Below are 26,180 nucleotides of genomic sequence, written 5' to 3' on the forward strand. Positions count from 1 at the left end.
TCCCCTTCTCCTCGCCTTTTGAAAAGGAAACCGTTCCCGCTCGTATCGTTGTTTTGCTGAGCTGCATGGGCTGGTGTACTGCACCGGCTGTCTCATAGTCCGTTCCGCGCAGCTGTATCTGCAGGGAAGGCAACTGTGCTGTCAGCTCGCAGCAGATGATCGTTCTCTTTTCCTTTTCTCGCAGCGGCCATGTCGCCGCTTCAGATCAGCAGACCGGCTGTGCACGCTGTGGATGTGCCTGGAGCGCCGAAAGCCTGAGGTGATCTTTGCCTGGGCATTCGAACCGTTTCCAGGGCTCTCACTGCCCGCACGGAAGCGGTCTCGGGCATTCCGGCTCATGAAAGAAAGGAAAACGGGACGTTGAACAGCAGAAAGTTCCTGCTATTGATTCTCTCCGCCACGGCTGCAGTGATTGCATGCCCCGCGCAGGTCGATTCCCCCGACGCAGCCGCGCAGTGGTGGTCGCATGTCAGTTATCTCGCCAGCGATGCGCTCGCCGGACGCAGAACAGGCACTGCGGATTTCGTAAAGGCCGCGGAGTATCTTCAGGCGCAGTTCAAAGCGGCCGGCCTCAGCCCTGCGGGCGCCAGCGGCTACCTGCAGGATGTGGGATTTGAAGAGCAGCAGATCGATAACGCGGCCTCGCGTCTCGATGTCGTGTATGAAGGCCAGGCGGTTTCGCTTCCTGTTGGGAGCGCTGCGATTCTCTCTCCGTATGCCGGTCCGGATACGACCGTGGACGCGCCCGCTGTCTTTGCGGGCTATGGCTTTGCGGTGCCGGTGCAGCACTTCGACGACCTGAGCGGCGTCGATGTAAAGGGAAAGATTGCGGTGGTGCTGGCCGGCAGTCCGCCCTCAGTGCATGGTCCGCTGCGGGCTTATTTCAGAACCGCTGCGGAGCGCTGGAAGCAGCTGCGAGCCGCCGGCGCGGTCGGCGTCATTACCATTCAGGAGCCGAGGCCGCAGAACGCTCCCGCGGGGCCGCGTCCCGGCGAGGGACCGCGCCCGACGATTCGGCTGGCGAGCCCGGAGCTGAATCCTCTTGCCGGCAACAAGCTCAGCGCGACGGTTCCGATCGCAGCGGCAGATGCGCTGTTCGCGCACAGCGGGCACACGCTCTCCGATCTGGAAGCTCAGGCCGAGGCCGGTAAAGAGCTCCCGAAATTTTCACTGAACGTGACCATCCATGCTCACACGGCCGTGAAGCAGTTCAGCCAGTTTACGGCGCCGAATGTTGCGGGAGTGCTGGAGGGGAGCGATCGCAGGCTGAAGAAGGAGTACATCGTTCTCAGCGCGCACCTCGATCATCTGGGAAAGGGACGGCCCGTCAACGGAGACGACATCTACAACGGCGCGATGGATAACGCCACGGGGATCGCGTCGCTGATTGAAGTGGCGAAGCAGCTTGCAGCCGGGCCGCGGCCGAAGCGCTCGATCCTTTTTCTTGCGCTGACGGGTGAAGAAGAAGGCGAGCTGGGCTCGCAGTACTTTGCGCAGTTTCCAACCGTGCCGCGTGCGCAGATTGTCGCGGACCTCAACATGGATATGTATCTTCCGCTCTTTCCGCTGCGCTATCTGGAGGTGCAGGGGCTGGGAGAGTCGTCGCTCGGGAACGATGTGCGAGCTGTGGCGCAGCTGAACGATGTCGAGGTGCAGTTCGACAAACAGCCCGACCAGAACCGCTTTATCCGCAGCGATCAGGCGAGTTTTGTGAAGCACGGCATTCCCGCGCTTGCTTTCAAGTTCGGGTGGGTGCCCGATTCGCCGGAAGAAAAGACCTTCAACGACTGGATCAAAAACCGGTACCACAAGCCGTCGGACGATCTCGAACAGCCCGTCGATAAAAATGCGGCGGTGCTCTTCGATCGCATACTCGGCCAGCTCGCGCTGCGTGTGGCCAATGCCAAAGAGCGGCCTGCGTGGTATCCGGAGAGTTTCTTCGCTTCCATTCCGCGGTCGTAGCGGGGCGGAGCGACGCAGCAGGAAAGACGTTTATCGGAACATATCGTTCCTCATTCATTTCATGGTGGCTTCGCATTTGTAAGGAGATTTATATGAGTTCTTCGGGAACCCGGCATAGTTTATTTCTTCTTCTCCTGATCTCGTTCGCGTTTGTTTCATTCGGCCAGACTGTTACCAGCGGCACCGTCGTCGGCTCTGTGACGGACTCGAGCGGCGCAATTGTTCCGGATGCAGCGGTGACCATCCGGCAGGCAGACACCGGCACGGTCCGCACGACGAAGACGACCGCCGCCGGCCAGTACCGCTTTCCGTTTCTCAAGCCGGGCGAGTATTCGATTACGGCCGAGGCTACGGGGCAGACGGCAAGCGTTCCGAGCTTCAGCCTGCTGGTGGGGCAGGAGCAGCAGATCAATCTGGTGCTCGCCGTGCAGTCGGTGCAGCAGTCTGTTTACGTGAACAGCTCTTCCACGCTGCTGGAGACGGAGAATGCCAATCAGGCGACCTCGTACAGCGAAAAGGAAGTCGCCAACATGCCGGTGAACGGCGGCGACATCACGAACATCGCCTTTACGACGCCGGGCCTGCGGCTGAATGTGGGCGGCGGCAATACGAACTTCAACGTCAACGGGCTGCCCTTCAGCTCAGCGCTCTTTACGGTCAACGGAGCCGACATCAACGAGCCGTACAACCTGAACAACAAGTCCGGCGCGAGCAACAACACGCTCGGCGCCAATGATATTCAGGAGGCCGCGGTGGTGCTGAATGCCTTCAGCGCCCAATACGGCCGCATGGCCGGAGCGCAGGTGAATTACATCACCAAGTCCGGCACGAATGAGTTTCACGGCAATCTGGCGGAGAACTATAACGACGCCGTTTTCAATGCCAACGACTACTTCAAGAACCTGGAAGGAACGCCGCGCGGACGCGCTGTGGCCAATCAGTATGCGGCTTCGATCGGCGGGCCGATCCTGAAGAACAAGCTCACCTTCTTCGCCAATACGGAAGGACTGCGCTACGCGCTGCCCTCTTCGGGCGTGGTCTCTCTGCCTTCGCCGCAGTTTCAGCAGTACACGCTGGCGCACATCCCGGCGGACTCGGTGCCGTATTATCAGGATCTCTTCAAGCTCTACAACAATGCTCCGGGCGTGAACCGCGCGGTGCCTGTGACCAACGGCAACGGTCCTGAGCAGGACAACACCGGTCACCTCGGCTGCGGCGTGCAGACATTTTCCGGCACGTATGTGAACGGATCGAGCGGCCCGCGCTTCGGCTCTGATGTGCCCTGCGCGGTCGCCTTCGGCACGAATGCGTCGAGCCTCAACACGGAGACTTATGTCTCCGGGCGCGTGGATTACAACATCAGCGACAGGCAGAAGATCTACTTTCGCCTGAGCCGCGACTGGGGCATTCAGGCCAGCGCCACCAGCCCCATCAGCCCCACCTTTAACCAGCAGAGCAATCAGCCCTGGACCATTCCGCAGGTCAACTACACCTACACCATTACGCCGACGCTGGTGAATAACTTCATCGCCAGCGGCAACTGGTACTCGGCGGTCTTCGGCGTGGTGAACTTCCCCGACGCGCAGACTGCTTTTCCCGGAAACATCACCTTCAACGACGGCGGGGCCAACGGCAGCGCCAACAATACAACGGGCACCGGGTTTGCCAACGTGAATGCGCTGCTGCCCACCGGACGGCGCGGCGAGCAGTTCGAGCTGATCGACGACGTCTCATGGAGCCGCGGCCACCATACGATTCAGGCGGGCGTGAACGACCGCAACAATCGCATCTCGGACTCGAGCATCTCCAGCGGCTCGATCATCGGAGCCTACACGTTTAACGATCTCACCGACTTTGCAACCGGCGCGGTGAACAGCACCAGTACCGGCAGCAAATTCACGCAGTCCTTTCCGCTGCTTTCTACTGTGCACACACGGCTCAACTCGCTTGGCTTTTACGGGCAGGATGAATGGAGCGCCCGCAAAAATCTGAACATCACCTACGGCGTGCGCTTTGAGCTGCAGGGAAATCCCTCGTGCAAAGAGAACTGCTACTCGCGCTTCAACACGGAGTTCCTGGCCTCCGGCTATCAGGCAGGAGCCGGTGTTCCATACAACACCACCATTCAGACCGGCCTGCACAAGAACTTCGCCAGCCTGGAAGGCGTTGTGACGGAGCCGCGTCTTGGCGTTGCCTGGTCTCCCCGCGGCGAGGGCGGGATCGTGATTCGCGGTGGTGTCGGTCTGTTTGCGAATACTTTTCCCGGCAGCATCGCCGCCAGCGTCTTTGGCAATGCGCCCAACAAATTCACGCCCACGGTGAGCTATGGCGATGTGGCGCTGAACAACGACCCCAGCAGCTCTCAGTCGGTCGCCATCGCGTCCGACCTGGCCTTCCGCAACGGCTTTACCGCCGGTGACGATCTGAACCAGCTGCAGGCTGCGCTCGGCAGCGTGAAGTTCGCGACGCCGGCGTTTTATGTGAATCCGAACCACTTCAGCACGATCAAGGTGCTCGAGTGGAGCCTCGAGCTGGAGCAGCCGCTGGGCCGCCGCGATGTCTTTGTCCTGAGCTATTCGGGCAATCATGGATACGACGAGTCCGTGAACAACTCGGATGCGAATGCTTATATCGGCACTCCGAGCCGGTACCCCAACGGCTTCGGCGCGCTGCCCTCTGCGATTCCCGATCCAAGGTTTTCGACCGTCAGTCAGATTCTTACTTCGGGCTATTCGAATTACGACGGATTCACCGCGCTGGTGCGTCACGCCCTGAGCTATGGATTTCAGGGGCAGGCCAGCTACACCTGGAGCCACGCGCTGCAGCTGGAACCGCTCACCGGAACAGCGACGACCTTCTACGTCTACAACCCGTATAACCTGCGAGCCGGATACGGCCCGACAGGCTTCGATACAAGAAACAACTTCACGGCCGATTTTCTGTGGGTTACGCCGCGGGAGAAGAATCGCTGGCTGCAGGCGGGGCTCGGCGGATGGACACTGGGCAGCAAGCTGTATGTTTACAGCGGCCGCCCGTTTTCAGTCACCAACAGCAAGATTCCCGGCGGGCTCTCCACTACCTTTGGCGGACCGGTGCTGGCCGATCTGCTCGAGCAGAACCTGGCAGGGAAGCACTGCTCGCGAGCTGCTGTGACCACGCCGTGCTTCAGCAGCACGCAGTTTGCGACGTACCAGGCGACTGCGGCGAACCCGAATCAGCAGACCGATTTCGGCAATACTCCTCCAAACGATTTCCGGGGTCCGGGCTTCTTCAGCGTAGCCAGCCAGCTGACGAAGAGAATTCCCATTCATGAGCGTGTGGCCTTCGAGGCCGGAGCCACGGCCTACAACCTTTTCAACCACGCGAACTTCGCCGTGCCCACGGGCAACGTCGCTTCCGGTCTGGGACTGATTACCAGCACCGTCAGCTCGCCGACAAGCATCTATGGCACGGGACAGGGAGCAATCGTTTCGGGCCGCGTTCTGGTGCTGCTCGGCAAGTTCACGTTCTGATGAGACCGGCATACATACGGAGGAAGAAGAGATGCGGATAAGAAAGCCCGAATCAAAGAGTCGATTGAAGTCCGGATCGATCGTGCTGCTCCTGACGGTTGCCGCTCTGACTGCTGTGCCCGCGCCGGCACAGCAGAGACGGCCGCTTACGCTGCAGGATCTGGCGTATGCGGAACCATCATTCGGACAGCGTGGTGTGCTTGCGCCGGATGGCAGACACTTCGCCATTACTGTCAAAGGGCAGATCGCTCTGCTGCCGGTGGATGGAGGGCCCGCCGTTCCCGTCACCACAGCGCCGGGCGCGAAGTCGGAGGTGAGCTGGTCGCCGGACGGCCGCAGCCTCGCCTTCGTCAGCGAGGGACAGATCTGGACAGTCTCGGCATCGGGTGGAACGCCTCTCAGACTTACAAACGATCCCGCCGGTCCCGGTGATCCGCGCGGTGCGACCGATCATCTTCCGAAGTGGAATCCAAAAGGAGGATGGATACTCTACGAGTCCGGCAGCAAAGGCTGGGATGAGCTTTGCGTGGTCAGCGAAGACGGGAAGACGAAGCATGAGCTGGCGCCCACTGAGGTCTACTCAGGCGCCGACGCTCTCGGCAACACGGCGCCCGATCATGGCGATGCGGTCTCCGCAGACCGCTTTGCTCCCGATCCTGCGTGGTCGCCGGATGGAACGCACGTCTCCTATACCGAGCGGTCGCGCCGCTTCTTCTCCGGCAAGCTGAAGGTTCTGGATTTCGATCCGGCATCGGGTGAGCCGAAGGGCGATGCCGTCGATGTGTATGTTGCGAAGAATGATCCAGGTGGCGCATGGGCTGTAAACACCGCAGCCTGGTCGCCGGACAGCAGAACCCTGGCCGTGGTGCTGCAGCAGACCGGATGGGACAAGATCTTTCTCATTCCGGCAGCCGGAGGCCAGCCGAAGCAGCTGACGCGCGGCGAGTCAGAGGATGAGACGCCGGTCTACGCGCCGAATGGCCGATGGATCGCGATCGTCTCCAATCGCGATCTGCCGGAAGAGCGGCATATCTGGATTGTGCCCACGGATGGCTCCGCGCCGTGGAGGCTGACGCACACTGCCGGGGTTGAGAGCGATCCGCAGTGGTCGCCCGACAGCGGCACCATTTATTTTTCACGCGGCACATCGCTGCGCGAGCCTGTCACGTATGCGGCACCGGTGCGCGGCGGCGAAGCGGCGCGTCCGCTGCAGCCGCTGAAGCCGTCGATCTATGAAGAGGCCGGCCTGCCCGCTCCGGAGGTCGCGCACTACAAGGGCAAGGATGGACTGCCGCTGGCCGGCATCCTTTACCGCCCGCTGGGCTATCGCGCCGGTGTGCGCTATCCCACGGTGATCTGGGCGCATGGAGGTCCTGAAGGGCAGGTCACGCTGAGCCTTTCGCCGTGGTCGCTGTTTCTGGCGCAGGAAGGCTTTCTGGTCTTCGAGCCGAACTTTCGCGGCGGTACGGGATACGGCGAAAGATTTCGCAATCTGAATGTGGAAGACTCCGGCGGCGGCGAGATCGACGATATCGGCGCGGCCGTGCAGTCGCTCATCGATCGCGGGCTTGCCGATCCGAAGCGTGTGGCGATTGGCGGCGGCAGCCACGGAGGAACCGTGGTGGCGAATGCGGTGACCAAGCTTCCCGATCTGTTCGCCGCGGGCATCGAGATGTTCGGCGTCGTCGACCGCGCGCTCTATCTTCAGTACACGAATCGCAACTCAAGAATACGGTGGGAGACGAAAATGGGAGGAACTCCGGAAGAGAAGCCCGCCGTTTACCGCCGCGCGAATGTGCTGCCGGATGTGGACCGCATCAAAGCGCCGCTGCTGGTCCTGCATGGCGAGGAGGACCCGCAGGTGCCTCCGCAGGAGTCGATCGAGTTTGTCGCTGCGCTGAAAAAGGCCGGGAAAACCTACAGCTATTTCACGTATCCCAACGAGGGCCACGGGTTCCGGATACCGGCGCACCGGCTCGATTCCATGCAGCGCGAGCTGGCATTTCTGCAGAAGTATCTCAACCCTCAGCCATAAGGCCGCAATGATCTGAGCGAGACGGCGGGGCTTCTTCGCTTTCGTGTGTGTGACGTTGCACGAGGATGGAGAAGCCCGTCGTTATGCCGGCTTCAGCGCCTGAATCACCGACTCGCTGAAGCGCTCCATCTCTTCCATCTGCGGGCTGAACTGCAGCAGAAGCAGATCGACGCCTGCTTTCTCGAATTGCTCGATCCGATCCTGCACCTGCGCCGGGGTTCCGACGAGGCCGGAGCGCAGGCCGCGATTGGAGACCGAATACTCCTCGATGGAGACGGTCCGCTCGAGCTGCGTTCCCTGCAGCCACTGCTGATAGTTCGCGTAACCGGAGGCGTTCTGCTTTACGTCGGTGATGCGCTCTACCTCGCGCTGCGCCTCCTGCTCCGTCTGTCGAACAATGGCATATCCGGCGACGCCATACTGCATGGGAGGCAGACCGAAGCGCTCGCGCCGCGCCTTCATGTCTTCGATCCGGGTGCGAATATCCTCCGGCGAATCGCCGTGCATCACGTAGGCATCGCACTTCTGCGCGATCAGGTTCTTCGCCGCTTCCGATTCGCCGCCGGCATAGATCGGCGGCCGCGGTTTGCGCACGGGCTTCGGTTCGAGCACGGTGCCTTCGAGCGTGTAGTAGCGGCCGGTGTGAGTGAAGGAAGACTGCGACCACACTCCGTCAACCACGTCGAGCCACTCTGAGGTGCGCGCGTAGCGATCGTCATGGCGGTCGAAGGTGACGCCATACATGCGCGCCTCCTGCTCCCACCAGGATGACACCACATTGAGCGCGAGCCTGCCGTTGCTGATGTGATCGATGTTCGCCGCCTGTTTGGCCAGCAATGCGGGAGTATGAAAGGTGGGCCGCACGGCGATCATCAGCTCCAGCTTTTCTGTCACCGCGGCCAACGCCGCGGATGTTGACCAGGCATCGAGGCCAGGCGCGTGAACGCCTTTAATGTCGTTCAGGTTCAGCTCGGCGATCAGGCTCAGGTCGAAGCCGATCTGCTCGCTGCGGCGCGCCAGACGGCTGACATAAGCCCAGCTCGCCTCCATCCCCTCGTCTTCCACATTGCGAAGCCATCCGCCGAAGACCGGCATCCAGTAGCCGAATCGCATTCCCTGATTACTTTGCGGCACGGGCAACCTCTCCTTCGAGGAAGTCGGCAAGATGAACGAAGGGATCGAAGCCGATGACGCGCGGAGCGTCTGCAACAAAATTCGAAAGAGCGTTCACGTCGTAGTAGTAGATCTGCCCGTCGCGGTCGTCGACGATGTATTCGATACCGCCCACGTCGATGCCCGCAGCGGCGACGATCCGCTCGATGGTATGAATGACCTCCGGCGGCGGAGTATAGCCTTCCACCTTCAGACCGGCCTTCGCTGCCTCGACCACGCAGGCATTCTGCAGCGCCTCTCCGCGAGCCGTCTGACAGATATCGGCTGGGCACAGGTCGAAGGTCTGCCCGCTGAGGTGCACATGGATCGCATAGAGAAACTTTCCGTTCAGCGTTTCCACGCGCGTAATGCGGCCCTCGCGCGCGGGGATGAACTCCTGCACCAGCGCGATGTGATCGAAGCCGAGCTGCAGAGCGCCCTCGTCCGCAGCCGCGGCAAGATCGTTCGGGCTGTCGAAGCGAACGATGCCGGCTCCGCTGCCGCCGACGTTGGGTTTCACCACCACGGGGTAACGAAGACCTTCCGCCGCCGCTGCCGCGTGGCGTGGATCGTGAATCACCCTTGAGCGTGGATACGAGATGCCAAGAGAGCGCAGCAGCGATAACTGCAGAGCCTTCGAGATTTCATAGCGAAAGGCCTTCACACCGTTAACGACTCGCGCGCCGAGCAGCTCCAGATGCTCGAGGTAGGCGAGCGTGTGAAGGATGCCGGTGCCGTGGCCGCGGCGGTCGGCCGAAGGGCTCATGCGATTGAAGAGCACGCGAAAGGATGGTGCGTCTCCGCTCACGTCATAGATATGATCGGGCGCATAGATCTTCTGATAGAGAACTTCCCGTTTGTCCAGCTCCGTGAAGATGGGAGCAAACCAGCGTGGATGCTCATAAAGAAACGCGAGCGCAGCCGCGGATGATACGGATTCGCTGCCGGTGGCCGGAGACGCGACGGCTGTGGTCATGGAAGATATCCTCTCAGCACAGATAGCCCGGATTTGACCGGCGGCCTTTCCTGAAGAAAGCGCCGGTAACTCCGATTCTATCTCCGCAATTGCCGCGCTGTGCCTCCGCATATCGCGGCGCATGCGAGGGTGTTTCGCCGCGTCCATGTCTGCCGCGCTGACTGCGGTGTGCCGCGCCGGTTAAAATGCCGGGAAAGCATGACAGAGTTATTCGTGAACGTTTTATCCAGATTGCGGTGGTGCTTCCGGGCAGGAAGCCTCCGAAGTTTTCAGAGCCTGATTCTCATCATCGGTTTCGCGGCCGTGAGTGCGATGGCGCAGAACCAGAGCCCGCAGCGGCCCGCGGAGATAACGCTGCGCGGCACGGTGCTTGACGTGGCGAATCACGCTGTCGGCGGCGCAGCGGTGACGCTTGCGCAGAAGGACGTTGCCGGCAGCACGCAGACGACGACCGGCGCCGACGGCGCTTTTGCATTCGCTCATCTCCGGCCAGGGAGCTACACCCTCCGTGCGGCAAAGCCGGGCTCCCGCAGCCGCATGGTCACTGTTTCTGTATCGACGGGAGATCAGCCGCAGCCGATTCAACTGATCCTTCAGCCTTCGTCTGCCGCCGACCATTCTTCGTCCTCCGCGAGCCCGGCGAATCCTTCTGCATCCTCAGCCGATGCGATGGAGTTTGCAGACCAGCCTAACTTTGCCGTGGCCGGCGTGACGGACTGGACCGCGGTGGGTGGGCATGGCGCCGATATCAGTCTGCGCACCAGCGAAGCGCTGACCCGCGAAACGCTGACGCTGCGGCCGGAAGATGCAGACAGCAGTGCCGGCAGCTCCGGTGCGGCGCATGTATCGGAAGAGAGCCTGCGCGCGCAGTTAGCGAAGGCTCCGCACAGCTACGCCGCGAACCATCGGCTCGGCATGTTCTGTCTGCGCGCGGCGAGGTATCGCGAGGCGATACCGCTGCTCGATGCTGCCTCTCGCATCGATCCCGCGAACCAGGAGAACGGATATGACCTGGCGCTTGCTCTGGAGGGCGCAGGCGATCTTTCGCAGGCGCAGGAGCAGGTGCGAAGAATGCTGGCGATGCACGACAGCGCCGATCTGCATCGTCTCTCAGGCGAGCTGGATGAGAAGCAGGGCGATCCTCTGAACGCGGTGCACGAGCTCGAGCATGCGGCACGCCTTGATCCCAGCGAGCAGAATGATTTTGAGTGGGGCTCGGAGCTGCTGCTGCATCGCGCGGTATGGCAGGCGCAGGAGGTCTTTCGCAAAGGGGCAGAGGCGTATCCAAAGTCGGCGCGCATGCTGACCGGGCTGGGCACGGCGCTCTTCGCGAGCGGCCTCTACGATCAGGCAGCGGTTCGCATCTGCGCCGCATCGGATCTCAATCCGGAAGATCCCGCGCCCTATACCTTTCTGAACAAAATTGAAAGCGCCGCGCCTGTGCCGCTGAGCTGCGCTGAGCCGAAGCTGGCTCGCTTTCTTGAGGAGCAGCCGAACAATGCGCTGGCCAGTTATTTTTACGCGATGGCGATCTGGAAGCGCCGCGCGCCGCGGCACGACCCGCAGGCCTCGCAGCAGGTGGAGAGCCTGCTGACAAAGGCGGTGACGCTTGATCCGCACTGCGGCGACGCCTGGCTGCAGCTTGGAACGCTCTCGTTCGATCAGGGCAATCTGCAGAAGGCCATCGGCTTCTACTCCAAAGCCGTCGAGGCCGATCCGCAGATCGTCGAAGCATACTATCGACTGGGCGTGGCCTACGATCGAACCGGCGATGCGGCGAAGGCGAAGAAGGAGTTCGAGCTCCACGAAGAGCTCGAAAAGAAGCAGGCCGCGGCCATCGAACAGCAGCGGCGCGAGGTGAAGCAGTTCCAGATCGTGCAGCGGAATCAGACGGCCGCTCCGAAGGCGCACTGAACCGGAAGCATGTAAGCGGCGGCCTGCTTACTTCAGCTTCGCTGCGGCAGTGGCGATGATGCCGTCTCCTTCGCGGATGGTGAGGATCTGATTGGCCTTTACGTGAGCGAAGCGCTCGACCTTCCAGGTCGTCGGCCACTTCACTTCGATCAGATCCACGGTGTCGGCCGCTCCGAGGCCGAAGTGCAGGCGCAGATCGCTCTGCGACATCACGCTGGTGCCGCTGTGCACCTCGTCCATCTGAATATGTTTGCCGGTGGTCACGCGCACTCTCGCTCCGATGGCGGTGCGATTGCATTGCGTTCCCAGCAGCCTGATCTTGATCCAGTTCTGTTGATTGCCTCCGTCATTGCGAAGCAGTGAGGGCAGATCGTTCATGTTCAGGATCAGAACGTCGACGTCGCCATCATTGTCGTAGTCTCCGAAGGCCGCGCCACGGCTCGAATACTGCTCGCTGATGCCGGGCCCCATCTCGGCGGAGACGTCTTTGAACTGGCCGTTGCCAAGATTTTTATAGACGAGGCGCGGATTTTTAAACGTCTGGCCGAAGTGGTAGCGGTCGATCTCCGGATACACGTGCCCGTTGACCTGAAGGATGTCTTTCCATCCGTCGTTGTCGTAATCGATGAAGCCGCAGCCCCAGGCCACATAGCGATTGTTGGCCACGCCGGCGGAGAAGGCGACGTCGGTGTAGGTTCCATCGCCGTTGCCGTGGTACAGGTCGCTGGTGTCATCGGCAAAGTTGGTTTTGAAGATGTCGAACCATCCGTCGCAGTCGTAATCGGCCACGGCGACGCCCATCCCGGCCTGCTCGTGGCCCTCGTTGCTGTAGGCGCAGCCGGCCATCATGGCCACGTCGGTAAAGGTGCCGTCGTGATTGTTTTTGAAGAGAATGCTCGGCTCGGAGTCGACGGCCACATAGATATCCGGCCATCCATCGTTGTCGAAGTCATAAGAGACGGCGGTGATGGAGTAGCGCGGGCCCGGCTTCAGGATGCCTGATTTCTCCGAGACATCGGTAAAGGTGCCGTTGCCGTTGTTGTGATAGAGAAGGTTCACGCCGCCGGGAAGGCCGCGCGGACCGCACATGACGGGCACGCCTTTCCACTGGCAGTTATTCGCGGCGCCGGCGGGAGGAATCATCGACGGCTCGAGCGCGACGTAATTGCAGACGAAGAGATCCAGATGGCCGTCGCGGTCATAGTCGAGAAAGGTGCAGCCTACGCCCCAGCGGATCTGATCTTTATAGAGGCCGGACTTGTGAGTGACATCGGTGAAGGTGCCGTCGCCGTTGTTATGGAAGAGGATGTTATGACCCCAGAAACAGCAGAAGAGATCGTCCCATCCATCGTTGTCGTAATCGCCCACGCAGACGCCGGTCTGCCATCCGGTCACGCCCAGCCCTGACTTCTCTGTGACGTCGGTAAACGTGCCGTCGCGGTTGTTCTTATACAGATGCGAGGTCGGCGCCTTGCCCGCGGGCCACTGCGTATCGAGCCGGTCCCCGTTCGAGAGATAGATATCCAGCCATCCATCGTGGTCGTAGTCGAAGAAGGCGAGCCCGCTGCCCTTGGCTTCAAGGATCGATCGCTTGTGATCGACACCGCCCCACACACTCGGAGCATTCAGCCCGGCCTCGCGCGCCACATTCACAAACTGAACGGGAGACGCTGCGGGACCGGCCACCGCGGCCTGCGCCAGCGAGGGATCGCCCCACTTCCAGAGCGGTGTTGCAAGCATCTCCGTCAGCGTACTGCCGAGAAGAAAGAGAGAGGAGCCGAGGAAGCGGCGTCGCGGAAAATTCATAGACCGTGATGATTATAGAGCGGGGCTACTGCAGCATCTGCAGTGCCTTTTTTGCATTTGCATTGTCCGGCTCGGCCTGCAGCAGATCGAGCATGACCTGCCGCGCCTTTTGCTTATCTCCCTGAAGGGCGAAAAGGCGCGCAAGGTTGAACCATGACTGATCGTAGGTAGGAACGAGGCGAATGCAGGCGCGGAATTGCTCCTCTGCCTTCGCGTAATCCCGCTCATGCACGTAGAGAACGCCGAGATTGTTCAGCGCTTCGGGGTAGTCAGGACGCAGCGTGATGGCCCTCTGCAGCGCATCTGCCGCCTGCGCGAGTTGGTTCTGCTGCGCGTAGAGCATGCCCAGGCTGTAGTTCGCTTCCGGGTCGTCGGGCTGCAGGGCAAGCGCGCGATTCAGATAGTCACTCGCCTGCTCGTACGATCCCTGCCTGCGATACACATTGCCCAGGTTCAGCAGAGCGATGGCGTAACCGGGCCGCAGAAGCAGAGACTGCTGAAAATCTTTGATGGCCTCATCCGGGTTGTTCTGCTGCGCGGCCATCATGCCAAGGTTGTTCCATGCCTCCGGATAATTGGGGCGCAGCTTCAGCGTCTGCTCCAGATACTGTCGCGACTGCTGAAAGTCATTTCGTCTCAGATAGAGCGTGCCGAGGTTGTAATACGCCTCCGCATCGTCCGGCTTGGCGGCGATAACCTGCCGGAACGATGCCTCCGCCTGTTCCAGATAGCCGTGCTGGAACATTGCTACGCCATAGGTAAAGTCATTGCGCTGGAAGGTGTCCTGGCAAAGAACGCCCCCCAGCGGCAGGGCCTTCCGCATGCGGTCGGCAGCCGTTGACGGCGCGGAGCGCACATCGTCCGCCAGCTTCTGCGGATCGAGCGGCCCCTGATACACCTTCACGATCATGCCGTCTTTATCGAGCAGGAACGATGTCGGGATGGGAAGGTCGCGGCGGCGATCGAAGAGGTAGCGATAGATGATGTTGTAGATTCCGGCAGTCTCTTCGGTCGCGAAGAGGACAGGAAACGAGAAGCGCTCCTGCTGTACGAAGGCCTGCGATGCCGGAAGGTGCTGCGCATCGTCGACGTTGATCGCCACGACAGCCAGCTGCGCTGCTGCAAGGTCAGCGGAGTGGAGCTCGAGCCGTGTGAGCCCTTCGCGTGAAGCGGGTGCCGTGGAGGTCCAGAAGCTGAGGAGCGTGAAGCGGCCGCGAAACGACGCAGGCGTATGCGTGCTGCCCGTCAGGTCGGGCAGAGAAAAATCCGGAGCCTTCAGCGGCTCGATCAGCCAGGTCTCGGCGACATTCGGCAGCGACTCCTTTGGAGGCTGCGTGCCTGGTTCGCTCCACGCCGCGGGCGGCGCGGAGAAGGGAACGGCGGCGAAGGTTGATGAGCCCTCTTCGATCTCGATGCGGTGATTGACCGGCAGCCGGTCGAAGTGCTGCGACAGGCCGCCGGGCCACTGAATCGTCGCGCGAATCGTGCCCTCTTCTTTTCCGACGCCGAAGAAGAGCTCCTTTGTGTGCTGAGCCAGAAATCCGGAGCCGGCCTCGAGCGATTTCATCTGGCGAAGGCTGCCGACTTCGACCGTGATCGACGCTCCGATCGCATCGCGATTGCTCTTTTGTCCGCGCAGGCGGAAGGAGATCGAGTGGCCGATGTCCTTCATCGCATTGCGCAGAATGCGCAGCTGCGGCGCATTGCGATTTTTGAGAATGACCTCCAGTCGGCCGTCGTGATCGAGATCGGCGAGCGCGAAGGAGCGGCTGTCTTCAGGGAAGTCGAGGCCGACGACGCCCGAGACTTCGGAGAATGTGCCGTCGCGGTTGTTGGCGAACATCACGTTGCGCTCGTAGGCGCTCCAGGAGCGGTCGGAGCGGATCAGCTCATTCAGCGCGTTCCATCCATGCTCATACGCCAGCGACGGGGTGGCATCTTCGGGCGACCGGCCCACCACCTGCCGCCAGAAGAAGCTGGCCAGATCCTCGCGCTCGGGTCCGGAGATGTAGCCATTGGCGACATAGAGATCGGGCCAGCCGTCGTGATCGAAGTCCCAGAAGTCGGAGCACCACGACCAGCGGCCCATCTCCACGCCGGCCTCGGCGCCAATGTTCTGAAACGTTCCGTCGCCCTGATTGCGATAGAGCGAATTGCCGCGCGCATGTCTGCGGTAGAGCGAGCGAATGGCCTCCGGCGCCTGCTGGTGAAAGATCGTCTGCGCCGCAACGCGCTGGCCCGCGGACGACCACATGTTGGCTGCGTAGATGTCCTGCTTTCCGTCGTTGTCGCAGTCAGACCAGGCGGCGCTCATGCCCGCGCCCGCATCCTGTACGTGAGCGGCTTCTGAAACAGCGGCGAAGGTGCCGTCGCCATTGTTGCGATAGAGATTGCTGCGGCCGAAATCGTTAGCGACATAGAGATCGGGCCATCCGTTCGCATCGAAGTCGCCCCAGGCGCAGGCGAAGCTGTAGCGGTCGTTCTCAGCATTGAGCCCTGCCGCATCGGTCCTGTCTTCGAAGGCGCCGTCGCCTTCATTGTGCAGAAGAAAGTTGGGTGGACCGTTCCGTGCGTCGAAGTAAGGCACCGGATAGTGATACTGGTCGAGGCCGAGATAGTAGTTATACAGGCAGAAATAAATATCCAGCCGGCCATCGTGATCGTAGTCGGCAACGGCAGCGTGGGTGAAGGTTCCCTGCGGCTGCTTTTTGAAGCGGAAGGCGTCGCGCTTCAGTGAAAAGGTTCCGTCGCCCTGATTGAGAAAGAGCAAAGGGCCGCTGCCGCAGACCACCAGAAGATCCTGCAGCCCCTTGTTCCTGAAGTCGGCAAAGAGCGCGCAGGCCGTGCTGTCAAGGACACCGACTCCGGCCTTTTCCGTGACGTCCTCAAAGGTGCCGTCGCCGCGATTGCGATAGAGACGATTGGGCAGCCCGGCCGGCTGCGAGACGTAGAGATCGTCGAAGCCGTCGTGATCGAAGTCGCCCACGGCGATGCCGTTGTTTCCGTAGACATCGATGCCGCAGGCGCCGTCGAGAACCGTTCGCCAGTAGTCGACGCCGCGCAGCATCTGGCGCGTGTAAGATTCCGTTCCGCCGAGGCACTGCGAGGTGACGTCGAGGAATACAGGAGAATGCGCCGTCGCGGCCGTCTCTTCGCGGGCCTTCCAGAGACGCGCCTTCCATGTGCCTGACGAATCGCGGGACCACTCGGTCTGCCAGGAGCCGACACGCTCCTCGCGCCGTTCATCGCCGCGCGTGGCGACAAGGTCGTAGCGAATCTCCGCGCGCACGGCAGGCGGACTCCCTGCAATTCTGCCGCTCACGATCTCTTCGATCTGAACCATCTCGAACTCGGCGGTTTCCACATGGTGAAACGGGCTGAGCCACGCCTGAACGCTGCGCAGAAATTCTGCCTGACCGGACACCGCATCCGGAGCGAACCGCTTTCGGGCTGCGTCGACTCCGCCGCCTGTGCGCAGAGCGGTCTCACCGGACGCGGTGAGTGGAGAGGCTTCGATCAGGGGATCGAGAAACTTCGACAGGCCGAAGAGGTCGCGGGGCGATGTGAGGATCGAACGGCTCCACTCCCGAAGAATGGCTTCGATCTCAAATGCATACTTTTCCGTTACATATTCATCCGAGCCGGGAGCGACCAGGCGAAGAACGTCTTCAAGCGGCGACCGCGCCGGATACCGGGGCGTCAGATGCACATCGGAGAAGGGAAGCGCGGCATCTTCTTTTGGCAGCGCCGGAGTAAAACCGGGCAGAAGCGGAAGCCCATGAAAGGGCGCGGCGCGCAGAAGCAGAGGCGCGAACCCCATCCCTCTGATAAATGCCCGCCGGGAAAGGCCCCGGCCCTTATTTTTGTAAAGCGACATCTCTGTCATTTCCGATGAGCGGGCAAAGTGTCTGCATCCTAGCACAACGGGCCAGGCGTCCCAAAGGGTCGTTGGCATCGAGCGAATGAACGCTTGAACTGTCCTTTTTTATCAGTCACATACAGAGCGTCTCCACCTTTTGGTTGACAGGGTTCATTTCTCTGTGTTCTAGTCTCCTCCGGAATCAATGTAAGCGTTTTACCCGTTGTATGTAACCGATTGCACACTCGAGTCAGCGCGCAGGCGCAAATGACCATCGTGCGGGGAAAGTGGAGGTTTTTCGGATGAGCCATGATCGCAATATATTCAGCAAATTACGGCCTCTGGGCTGGATTGCGTTTGCTGCTATCTGTTTTACTGTCATGCAAATGCAGCCGGCATTCGGGCAGGTGGACGAGGGGTCCCTTACCGGAACGGTGCAGGATACTTCAGGCGCGGTGGTTCCAAATGCGCATGTCACCCTGCTGAACACGGACCAGGGTCTGAACCTTGAAACGATCACCAACCAGGCGGGCGCGTATACGTTTTCACCGGTGCGCATCGGCCACTACTCGGTGAGCGTCACCGCGCCGGGTTTTGCCGAGACGACGCAGAAGAACCTTGAGGTTCACGTCTCGCAGAATCTGCTGGTGAACATTCAGCTTCAGCCGGGCACGACGACGCAGACCGTGGAAGTGACCACGGCGCCGCCGGTGCTGCAGACCGAAGATGCTTCGGTAGGACAAACGGTCGGTACGCAGACAGTGAACAGCCTGCCGCTTAACGGCCGTAACTTCACCTTCCTGGCCCAGCTCGGCGCCGGCGTGAATACTCCCGAAGCCGACACGCGCGGCAACGCGGCCTCCGGCGCGTTTTCAGCGAACGGTCTTCGTCCCGCGCAGAACAACTATCTGCTCGACGGCATCGACAACAACTCCAATGCCGTCGACTTCCTGAACGGAACCAACTTCATCATCCTTCCTCCACTGGATGCGATTCAGGAATTCAAGGTACAGACGGCGGACTTCAGCGCCGAATACGGACGCTCCGCGGGCGCGGTGCTCAACGCCACCATCAAATCGGGAACCAACAGCATCCACGGTGTTGCCTGGGAGTTCTTCCGCAACGATAAGCTCGATGCTTCCGATTACTTCGAGACCAATGGCAAGGGCGAGTATCGCCAGAACCAGTTCGGTGCTCTGATCGGCGGTCCGGTCATCAAGAACAAGCTCTTCTTCTTCGGCGATTACGAAGGTCTGCGGCGCGTGCAGGGCACGGCGACCACCAGCACTGTGCCGACCGCATTGGAGCGCAACAGCGGCTACACGGATTTCACCGATATCATCACAAGCTCACCGAGCATCGATGCTCTGGGACGCACCATTCTGCAGGGCACCATTCTCGACCCCACGACCACCCGTCAGGTGGCGGGCGGCGCTTATGTGCGCGATCCGTATGGCCTGAGCACCTGCTCTGATCCAACGCATCCGACACCGGCCAGCTGCCCGGGTCTGAACCAGCTCACCGGTCCTACGGCACAGCTTGATCCGAATGCGATCAAGCTGCTGAATCTGTTGCCTGCGCCGACCAAATCGACGCTGACGAACAACTATGCATCGAGCCCCAGTCTTTATGAGCATCGCAACGCCTTCGATACGCGTGAAGACTTCAACGCCTCCGATAAGGATCAGGCCTTCGTCCGCTTCAGCTGGGTCGACGACCCGCAGTTCATCCCGGGAGCCTTCGGCGGCATCGCAGACGGCGGCGCCTTCCAGCAGGGCATTCAGACGGCAAAGTCCGATCAGGCGGTTGCCGCGTGGACACACGTCTTTAGTCCCAGCACCATCAACGTTGCACGGGTGGGCTGGAACCATCTTCACACCACACGATTCGGACCGGACGGCAACACAACCGGCATTCCGGGACAGTTCGGCATTCAGGGAGTCCAGCAGGTAGCGGAAAACGGCGGTCTTCCCACGCTGACGATCAGCGGGCTGTCGCAGTTCGGCAGCAACCCGTATCTGCCTTCGGACGAAGTCAGCGAAACTCTGCAGGCAGCAGACGACTTCACGAAGATTTACGGCAACCACAGCTTCAAGATGGGTATTGAGTTCCAGAACGTACACTTCTCGACGCTGCAGCCTGCGTATTCGAGAGGCTCGTTCGACTACAACGGCACCTTCACCGATGTCGTGAATCAAAACAGCAAGACAACGGGTCCGGCGCAGTTCCTGCTCGATCCAATAGCATCAAGTGTTGGCGGACCAGACTTCGTCGGTGGCCCCGATCAGGTACAGGCCTCCAACATCAGCAAAACCTATGATGCCCGGAAATATCTGGCTCTCTATTTCCAGGATGACTGGAAGGTCACTCCAAGGCTGACCCTCAATCTTGGTCTGCGCTGGGATTATTTCACTCCGATCAGCGAGACGAACGGAGGTCAGGCCAACTTTATCCAGAGTGGTCCACCCAATGGCGGTCCGATCTTCCTGCTTCCGAAGACCGGAAAGGACAACAGGGATCTGTCTTCGACGGCCAACAATTCGGCGCTGAACGGAAACGGCTTCCTGGACCTGCTGGCAAACGATGGCATCACGCTGGTGGAAACCGACAAGTACGGGGACGGACTTGTGCAGACGCAGAAGTCCAACTTCGCCCCGCGCTTCGGAGTGGCATTCCAGGTCACGCCGAGGTTCGTTACCCGCGGCGGCGTCGGCATCTCCTACAACGCCTTTGAAAATCAGGGATACGGACCGAACATCGGTGAGAACTATCCCTTCGTTTACAACTTTAACTATCAGCAGCAGAACCTCGGCATTCCAGGCGTCACGCCGATCAGCGCAGGCTCTCCCTATGCTGGTTGCGGATCGGCTGTAAATTCCTCCGGAACGCCGACCGGAACAGCGACCACCGAGGCAGGTCTTGCCTGCCTGGCCTTCACTCCGCTGGCAGTAAACGCTCAGGGGCTGAGTCTGCAGGGGCTTCAGTTCAATTACCAGACTCCGCGCACAGTGAGCGCGAACCTCACCTTCCAGTACTCGCTGACGCATACTCTGTCTGCACAGGCCGCTTATGTGCTCACGGATGGCGACAACCTGCAGGCTGGGGTTGGCAATAACTGGGTATCGCAAATCCTGCCGGCCGGCATCAGCACCAAGCCGTACGTGCCGTTCCCTGATTTCTCGCAGCAGGCGAGCTATCAGCGAACCATTGGGCACAGCATCTACAACGGTCTGCAGACCCAGCTGGAACAGCAGCTTGGCAACGGACTGACGTACCTGCTCACCTACACCTACTCGAAGACGCTTTCCGATGCGGGCGACCTGCTGAACGGCGGAAGCACCAACGGGTTCCGCGCGCCGTATGTGCCGGGACTGGGACCCCACTTCGACTGGGGTCTGGCTGATTTCGACATTCGCAATGTCTTCCACTTCAGCGGCGGCTATCAGCTGCCGTTCGGTAAAGACAAGCAGTTTATGGCGAGTTCCGGCAAGCTGGCGAACGCCGTCGTCGGGGGATGGAGCGTCAACTGGATCGTCACTCTGCAGGGTGGTCAGCCGGTCAGCCTCAGCTGCCCGTCCGGAACCACATCGGGAACAAACTGCAACGATGTCAGGGTCTCGGGACAGAGCGAAAAACTTGGACTGCACACGGATTCCAACGGAAACCTGAGCTGGTTCGGTAATCCGAAGGCCTTCCAGCAGCCCTGCGAGCTGGGAACGGATTCCTCGGGCAACACGGTTCCGATTCCAGGCACGCCCCCCGGCTGCATTCCGCTGTCGGGCCCTCAGGCTCTGGGCTGGGGACCATCGACAACAATGGGACCGGGCTTCCGTCGCTTTGACTTCTCGATGTTCAAGGCATTCGCCCTCAACGAACGCTTCTCGATGCAGTTCCGGGCGGAGTTCTTCAACATCCTGAACCATCCGAACTTCAATGCGCCGAACTTTGGCGGCAACGGTGTGACGGCGGTTTCGAACTCCAGCAACTTCAACAGCCCCAACTTCGGCGAAATCGGGTCGACTCGCGATGCTCCGTTCGATCCGAGACAGATTCAGTTCGCGCTGAAGCTGTATTACTAAGCCTGTGTCATCAGGCTAAGATGAAAGCAACTCCGGGAAGGCACGCCTGCCGGGTGTCTTCCCGATTGCTTTTCTCCACTGTGTTTTATTCAGGCGGCGACAACAGGAGCGCATGGGTGAGCCGAAGGCCGCGGTTTCGGCTGATGACGCTGTGTTCTCTCCTGGTCTGCACAGGAATCGCTGCGACCGCTCAGAACAACAGAAGCGACAGCCGAAGCCGGAAGCTGGAGCAGCAGTTTGAGGCTGCGGTTGCGCAGTACAACGCCGGTCATCTTCCCGAGGCGGCGGCGCAGCTCGAAGCGATGCTGCCGGTGGTGCCGAACAGCTTCGAGGTGCACGAGCTTCTGGGACAGGTCTACGCCTCGGAGTCGCAGAATGCGAAGGCCGTCGCGCAGTTCCAGGCCGCTGTCCGGTTAAAACCGGATTCGGCGGCGGCGAGGACCAATCTGGCCGCGAGTCTGCTGCGCGCGGGAAATTCTGCGCTGGCCGGCGAGCAGTTCCGCAGGGCGCGGGAGCTTGAGCCGTCGAATTACGATGCGAATCACAATCTCGGAGAGTTCTATATTCAGTCGGGCAAACTGGCGGAGGCGCTGCCGTTTCTGGAGCAGGCGCAGCACCTTCGTCCCACGGCATACGACAACGGGTACGATCTGGCGCAGGCCCGTTTTCTGACCGGCCACCTCGCCGATGCGCGGCAGCTCGTTCAAAGCCTCATACAACAGAACAATGCCGCGGAGCTGCACGCCCTGCTCGGCCAGATCGATGAGAAGGATGGAAAGTTTCTCGACGCGGCGAATGAGCTGGAGACCGCAGCGCACATGGACCCGAGCGAAGACAACCTGTTTAACTGGGCAGGAGAGCTGCTTCTGCACCGGACCTATGAACCGGCGATCCAGATCTTTCAGGAGGCTGTGCGGCGTTATCCGAAGTCGCCCCGGCTGTGGATCGGTCTGGGTGTGGCTGTGTACTGGCGCGGCAGATACGACGAAGCGGTAAAGGCGCTGGTGACGGCAGCGGATCTGAACCCGTCCGATTCCCGCTGCTACTTCTTTCTTTCGAAGGTGTATGACAACTCTCCCACTCAGGCAGGGGACGTTCTCCGGGTGTTTCGGCGGTATGCCGAGCTTCAGCCTCACAATGCTCTGGCCCAGTATGATTACGCGATGAGTCTGTGGAGAGAAAAGCGGGCTGGGGGTATGAATCCGGATCTCGTGGAGGTGCAGTCTCTGCTTGAAAGGTCGGCGGCACTCGATCCGGCATCTTCCGATGCCCGCCTGCAGCTTGGCAATCTCTACTTCGACCAGCATGAATATGACAAATCCATTCCCGAGTACGAGAGCGCGCTGAAGCTGAACCAGAATCTTCCGGATGCGCATTACCGCCTGGGACAGGCCTGGGCCCGTACCGGGCAGAAAGACCGGGCGCAGAGTGAATTCCAGCTCTATAAGACCCTGCGGGCGCAACATCTGGCAGAGACGGACAAAGAGGCCGCCGATATTCAGGAGTTTGTGTATTCAGCGAAGGATGCTCCCACCGCGCATCCGTGACCGTTGAAGGAGCGGAATGCGGAAGACGGAAAAAGCCGCAGGGAAAAGCGGCGCGGACAGGTAAAGGCGGATTCAGTTGACGATGCCATTATGCAGCAACGATTTTCCAAAGGCCCTTCGCATGGAGGCAGCCAGCCCGCGCGAGGTGGCTCATGCGCTCAGCTGCAGCCGTCGCGATTTTCTGCGCGGAGCGGCGGGCGTGGCGCTGGGAAGCGCGCTGATGAGCGGCAGTCCGCTGATTCGTGGTGTGGCCGCGGCAAAGAAGCGGAAGATCATCGTCGTCACCTTCGGCGGAGGAGCCCGCGATCAGGAGACCTTTGCTCCCGCAGGCCAGGAGAACATTCCGCATATGCTGCATGAGCTCGTCCCGCAGTCGAGCTTTTTTACCCAGGTGGTGAATCACGGGATTCTCGGTCATTATGTGGCGACGGCCAGCCTGGCGACGGGCGTCTATGAGACGCTCAACAATTTTGCCGCTGTGCCGCCGGAGCATCCCACGGTCTTCGAATACTTCCGCAGGGATCTGCACCGTCCGTCATCCGACGCGTGGGTGGTTGCGCCCAGCAACGGGTTCAACCGGATCGGTGAGAGCGACGACCGATCCTTTGGGCCGGGCACGGGCGCGCGCGTCATTCTGCCGAAGCACCTGCTGACCGCGGCCATGTCCGGAGGCAGCACCGATTACGATCATCTGCTTCGCGATAATTACGAGAGCCCTCTGTACACGCCTTCGCTGGCCGGCGGTGAATTTGAGCTGCAGCAGCTCGAGCGCATCCTGAAGCTTTCGGTCGACGACTTCCGGGCGCATGCGCGAACGCTCTCGAGCCCCGACGAGCTCTCGATGTACATCGTGCGGCGGCTGATGCAGCTTGAGGCGCCGAGCCTGCTCTGGATCACCATGCACGATATCGATGTGGCCCATGCCGGCGCGTATTCGCTTTATGTGGAGGGCATCCGGCGCACAGACCGTCTCTGCAGCGAATTATGGAAGACGATACAGAGCGAGCCCGAGTATGCCGGCAACACGACGCTCTTTATCCTGCCGGACTTTGGACGCGACGGCGACGACGATGCGGGAGGAAACGGATTTCAGCACCATCGCACCGGCGACGCGGCTTCGCGGACCACGTGGATGATGGCTCTGGGCGCGGGTGTGCGCGAAGGCGTGATCTACGACCGGCCCATGCAGTCGATCGATCTGGTGCCCACTCTGGGAGCGATGATGGGATTCTCCGCCTCGCTTTCTCAGGGAAAGCCGATCGCGGAGCTGGTGTAACGTATGCTGCCACGCGATCTCAAAGCCGAATCCTTCGACCGGTATCCTCCCCAGGCGAGGAAGCTGATCACGGCACACCTGTCTGTTCTGCAGCAGCTTCCGCTGAGCATGCTGCCTGGCCTGCTGCGCGAGGCCATCGACTACGACTTCCGGTTTCCGGCAGAGCGCGCGGCCATCGATCAGGAGCTGGCCTGCCTCACCGCGCTCTCACCGGCGCAGCTCGCCGGCTGGGTGCAGCCCTTCACGCAGCTGTCGCTGTCGTCGAAGCTCGAACGTTTCGACTGGATCAATCAGCCCGCCCAGTTCATGGAACAGCTCTCCGCATATCTGTGGTCGACGCATCAGCTCGACGCCTTCAGCAAAGCGGCGACCGCGTACGGAAACCGTCTGCAGGCGGCCGCGCCGCCGGAGAAGCTTCCGGTGCGCCGTCTGGGGATCGCCGTGATCGGACAGGGCGTAGCCTCATACGACCAGCCGCTGTTCCGCAACCTGCGCCCTTACGGCACGTACTTTTCGCAGGTAAAGCCCGACAACGGGCTCAACATCCTGCTGGACGCCGCCGCTGCCCGGGCGAAAGCGCATCCCGTGCCGTACGGCCACTGGTACGTCGACGGCGGGCATGCGGCCGATCACAGCCCTCTGCTGACCAGCGTCTCCTATGAGGCGATCGACCCGGTGCGCGCTGCGCTGCTGCGGAAGATGCAGGACGAGATTCACCGCCCCGGCATGGGGCCGGAGGAGCTGCGCACCGATATGGCCCGCTGGCTGCCGGAAGATCTCGGCATGAGCAGGGCCGGTGACCCGGTGCTCGACCGCTTTCAGATAAAGCTGCTCACCGAAGGCTCCGGAACGCAGATCTTCAGCACCACCTTTGCGCAGTGGACGGCCCGCGAAGCCCTGCGGCGGGCGCAGGCGCTGACGCTGCTGGTGCGCTTTGCTCCGCGGCAGCGGCAGCGGCCGATGAACGAGCTGCTGTCGAACGACAAAAGCGAGGCCGGGCTCGATCCCGCCGGCTCGCTGGTCGATGCGGACATGGGCGCATACTACAACTGGATCAACCAGCAGCGGCTTCCCGGCGCGGATCAGTCGGTCTTTCTCGCCTGGTTCGAAGGTCACGGCCAGGCAGTGCTGATCGCTCCCGCCATGCCGCATGGGACGGAATCGAGTTCACCCGCCGATCTGAGCGATCTGCTCAAATGGGGCCTCGGCTGAGAGCGGCTCCCGCTTTTCCAGTATGTACAATTAAATCAAATGTACGAATGGGACGAGGCAAAGCGGGAAGCCAGTCTCAGGAAGCATGGGCTCGACTTTGCGGATGCTTACCTTGTCTGCGAACATCCGGAGAAGCTGATGCTGCTTTCGGCTCGGACTGATGAACAGCGGAGGATGGATCTGGCGCTGGTCGAAGTCCACGGCAGCCTGCTTTGCGTGGTCTGCACGGAGCGCGGAAACGATATTCGGATCATCTCGTTTCGCAGAGCCTCGCGAAGAGAAAGGAGATTGTATGCGGCGGCCAAAAATTAAGAGTCAGACCGACTGGGAGCGGGTGAAGCGCGAGTCCGGCGCGGATGCTCCGATTGCCTGGGAACCCGAAGACGGCCCGTACGACCCGAACGACGAGGCGGCGGTTGAGGCGTACTGGAAGGCGGCGACGATCGTCCGCCGGCCTGGACAGCGGGGCCCGCAGAAGGCTCCGACAAAAGAGCGGATCACGATCCGCCTTTCGCATGACATCGTGGAACATTTCCGGTCTACGGGCGGCGGGTGGCAGACGCGCATGGACGAGGCATTAAGGGAATGGATGAAAGGAAGGCGGAAGAAAGCGGCAAAGTAAATAGTCCATCTATGGATGGCACCAGCCAGGCAGTCGTCGGTACTTTCGACACATTTGTTGTTTCAGGCAATTCCATCTTGTTTCCCTTCGTCTTGTCTGCAGCCTGCACTCGTCCGACCGTAAGTTTCCGATATACAGGTCATCGTACTTCTCTTTTTTCACCGCGCACCGGATATCCTGAAGAGGACTACCAGCCAAAGAACGCCAAGCGTGTCCACTCCAACCCAG

The 26,180-nt window shown here is 60.9% G+C and carries 14 protein-coding genes; 10 read left to right on the forward strand and 4 right to left on the reverse strand.

Going from position 1 to position 26,180, the window contains the following annotated elements; translation table 11 throughout:
* Positions 1–360: 360 nt before the first annotated feature.
* The 3 genes from D0Y96_RS19120 (at position 361) to D0Y96_RS19130 (ending at position 7,509) form a co-directional block, all read left to right on the forward strand.
* Positions 361–1,962 (forward strand): M28 family peptidase, encoded by a 1,602-nt coding sequence (locus tag D0Y96_RS19120; RefSeq protein ID WP_252263953.1) that lies wholly within the window; start codon positions 361–363, stop codon positions 1,960–1,962.
* A 92-nt stretch (positions 1,963–2,054) separates the two neighbouring features.
* On the forward strand, positions 2,055–5,474 hold the full coding sequence (locus tag D0Y96_RS19125; protein ID WP_117303275.1) for a TonB-dependent receptor: 3,420 nt from the start codon (positions 2,055–2,057) through the stop codon (positions 5,472–5,474).
* A 64-nt stretch (positions 5,475–5,538) separates the two neighbouring features.
* Complete coding sequence (locus D0Y96_RS19130) at positions 5,539–7,509, forward strand: S9 family peptidase (protein WP_215601632.1); 1,971 nt, start codon at positions 5,539–5,541, stop codon at positions 7,507–7,509.
* Between the two features lie 81 nt (positions 7,510–7,590).
* On the opposite strand, the gene D0Y96_RS19135 is transcribed toward D0Y96_RS19130, so the two are convergent.
* Positions 7,591–8,622 (reverse strand): LLM class flavin-dependent oxidoreductase, encoded by a 1,032-nt coding sequence (locus tag D0Y96_RS19135; protein WP_117303280.1) that lies wholly within the window; start codon positions 8,620–8,622, stop codon positions 7,591–7,593.
* A 7-nt stretch (positions 8,623–8,629) separates the two neighbouring features.
* Positions 8,630–9,637, reverse strand: coding sequence for an ATP-grasp domain-containing protein (locus tag D0Y96_RS19140; RefSeq protein ID WP_117303282.1), 1,008 nt, complete (start codon positions 9,635–9,637; stop codon positions 8,630–8,632).
* 312 nt (positions 9,638–9,949) lie between these two features.
* Here D0Y96_RS19140 and D0Y96_RS19145 point away from each other — a divergent pair, with 312 nt between their 5' ends.
* Positions 9,950–11,551 carry a tetratricopeptide repeat protein gene (locus D0Y96_RS19145; protein ID WP_252263954.1) on the forward strand — a complete coding sequence of 534 codons (1,602 nt, stop codon included), beginning with the start codon at positions 9,950–9,952 and terminating at the stop codon, positions 11,549–11,551.
* Positions 11,552–11,578: 27 nt separating this feature from the next.
* Here D0Y96_RS19145 and D0Y96_RS19150 read toward each other — a convergent pair whose 3' ends face one another.
* Together D0Y96_RS19150 and D0Y96_RS19155 are read right to left on the reverse strand one after the other, a co-directional pair.
* Positions 11,579–13,357 (reverse strand): CRTAC1 family protein, encoded by a 1,779-nt coding sequence (locus tag D0Y96_RS19150; protein WP_117303286.1) that lies wholly within the window; start codon positions 13,355–13,357, stop codon positions 11,579–11,581.
* 25 nt (positions 13,358–13,382) lie between these two features.
* Positions 13,383–17,177 (reverse strand): FG-GAP-like repeat-containing protein, encoded by a 3,795-nt coding sequence (locus D0Y96_RS19155; RefSeq protein WP_252263955.1) that lies wholly within the window; start codon positions 17,175–17,177, stop codon positions 13,383–13,385.
* Positions 17,178–17,518: 341 nt separating this feature from the next.
* Here D0Y96_RS19155 and D0Y96_RS19160 point away from each other — a divergent pair, with 341 nt between their 5' ends.
* The 6 genes from D0Y96_RS19160 (at position 17,519) to D0Y96_RS19185 (ending at position 25,952) form a co-directional block, all read left to right on the forward strand.
* On the forward strand, positions 17,519–21,295 hold the full coding sequence (locus tag D0Y96_RS19160) for a TonB-dependent receptor (RefSeq protein ID WP_117303291.1): 3,777 nt from the start codon (positions 17,519–17,521) through the stop codon (positions 21,293–21,295).
* A gap of 143 nt (positions 21,296–21,438) precedes the next feature.
* On the forward strand, positions 21,439–22,842 hold the full coding sequence (locus tag D0Y96_RS19165; RefSeq protein WP_117303293.1) for a tetratricopeptide repeat protein: 1,404 nt from the start codon (positions 21,439–21,441) through the stop codon (positions 22,840–22,842).
* A 121-nt stretch (positions 22,843–22,963) separates the two neighbouring features.
* Positions 22,964–24,118 (forward strand): hypothetical protein, encoded by a 1,155-nt coding sequence (locus D0Y96_RS19170; RefSeq protein WP_117303295.1) that lies wholly within the window; start codon positions 22,964–22,966, stop codon positions 24,116–24,118.
* A gap of 3 nt (positions 24,119–24,121) precedes the next feature.
* Positions 24,122–25,330, forward strand: coding sequence for a hypothetical protein (locus tag D0Y96_RS19175; protein WP_117303297.1), 1,209 nt, complete (start codon positions 24,122–24,124; stop codon positions 25,328–25,330).
* Positions 25,331–25,369: 39 nt separating this feature from the next.
* Positions 25,370–25,642: a BrnT family toxin gene (locus D0Y96_RS20825; RefSeq protein WP_117303300.1), complete on the forward strand. Its 273-nt coding sequence runs from the start codon at positions 25,370–25,372 to the stop codon at positions 25,640–25,642.
* On the forward strand, positions 25,623–25,952 hold the full coding sequence (locus tag D0Y96_RS19185) for a BrnA antitoxin family protein (protein WP_117303302.1): 330 nt from the start codon (positions 25,623–25,625) through the stop codon (positions 25,950–25,952). Before D0Y96_RS20825 ends, D0Y96_RS19185 begins: the two co-directional genes overlap by 20 nt.
* Positions 25,953–26,180 lie beyond the last annotated feature (228 nt).

Origin of the sequence: Paracidobacterium acidisoli (assembly GCF_003428625.2) — a bacterium.
Lineage (GTDB): Bacteria > Acidobacteriota > Terriglobia > Terriglobales > Acidobacteriaceae > Paracidobacterium > Paracidobacterium acidisoli.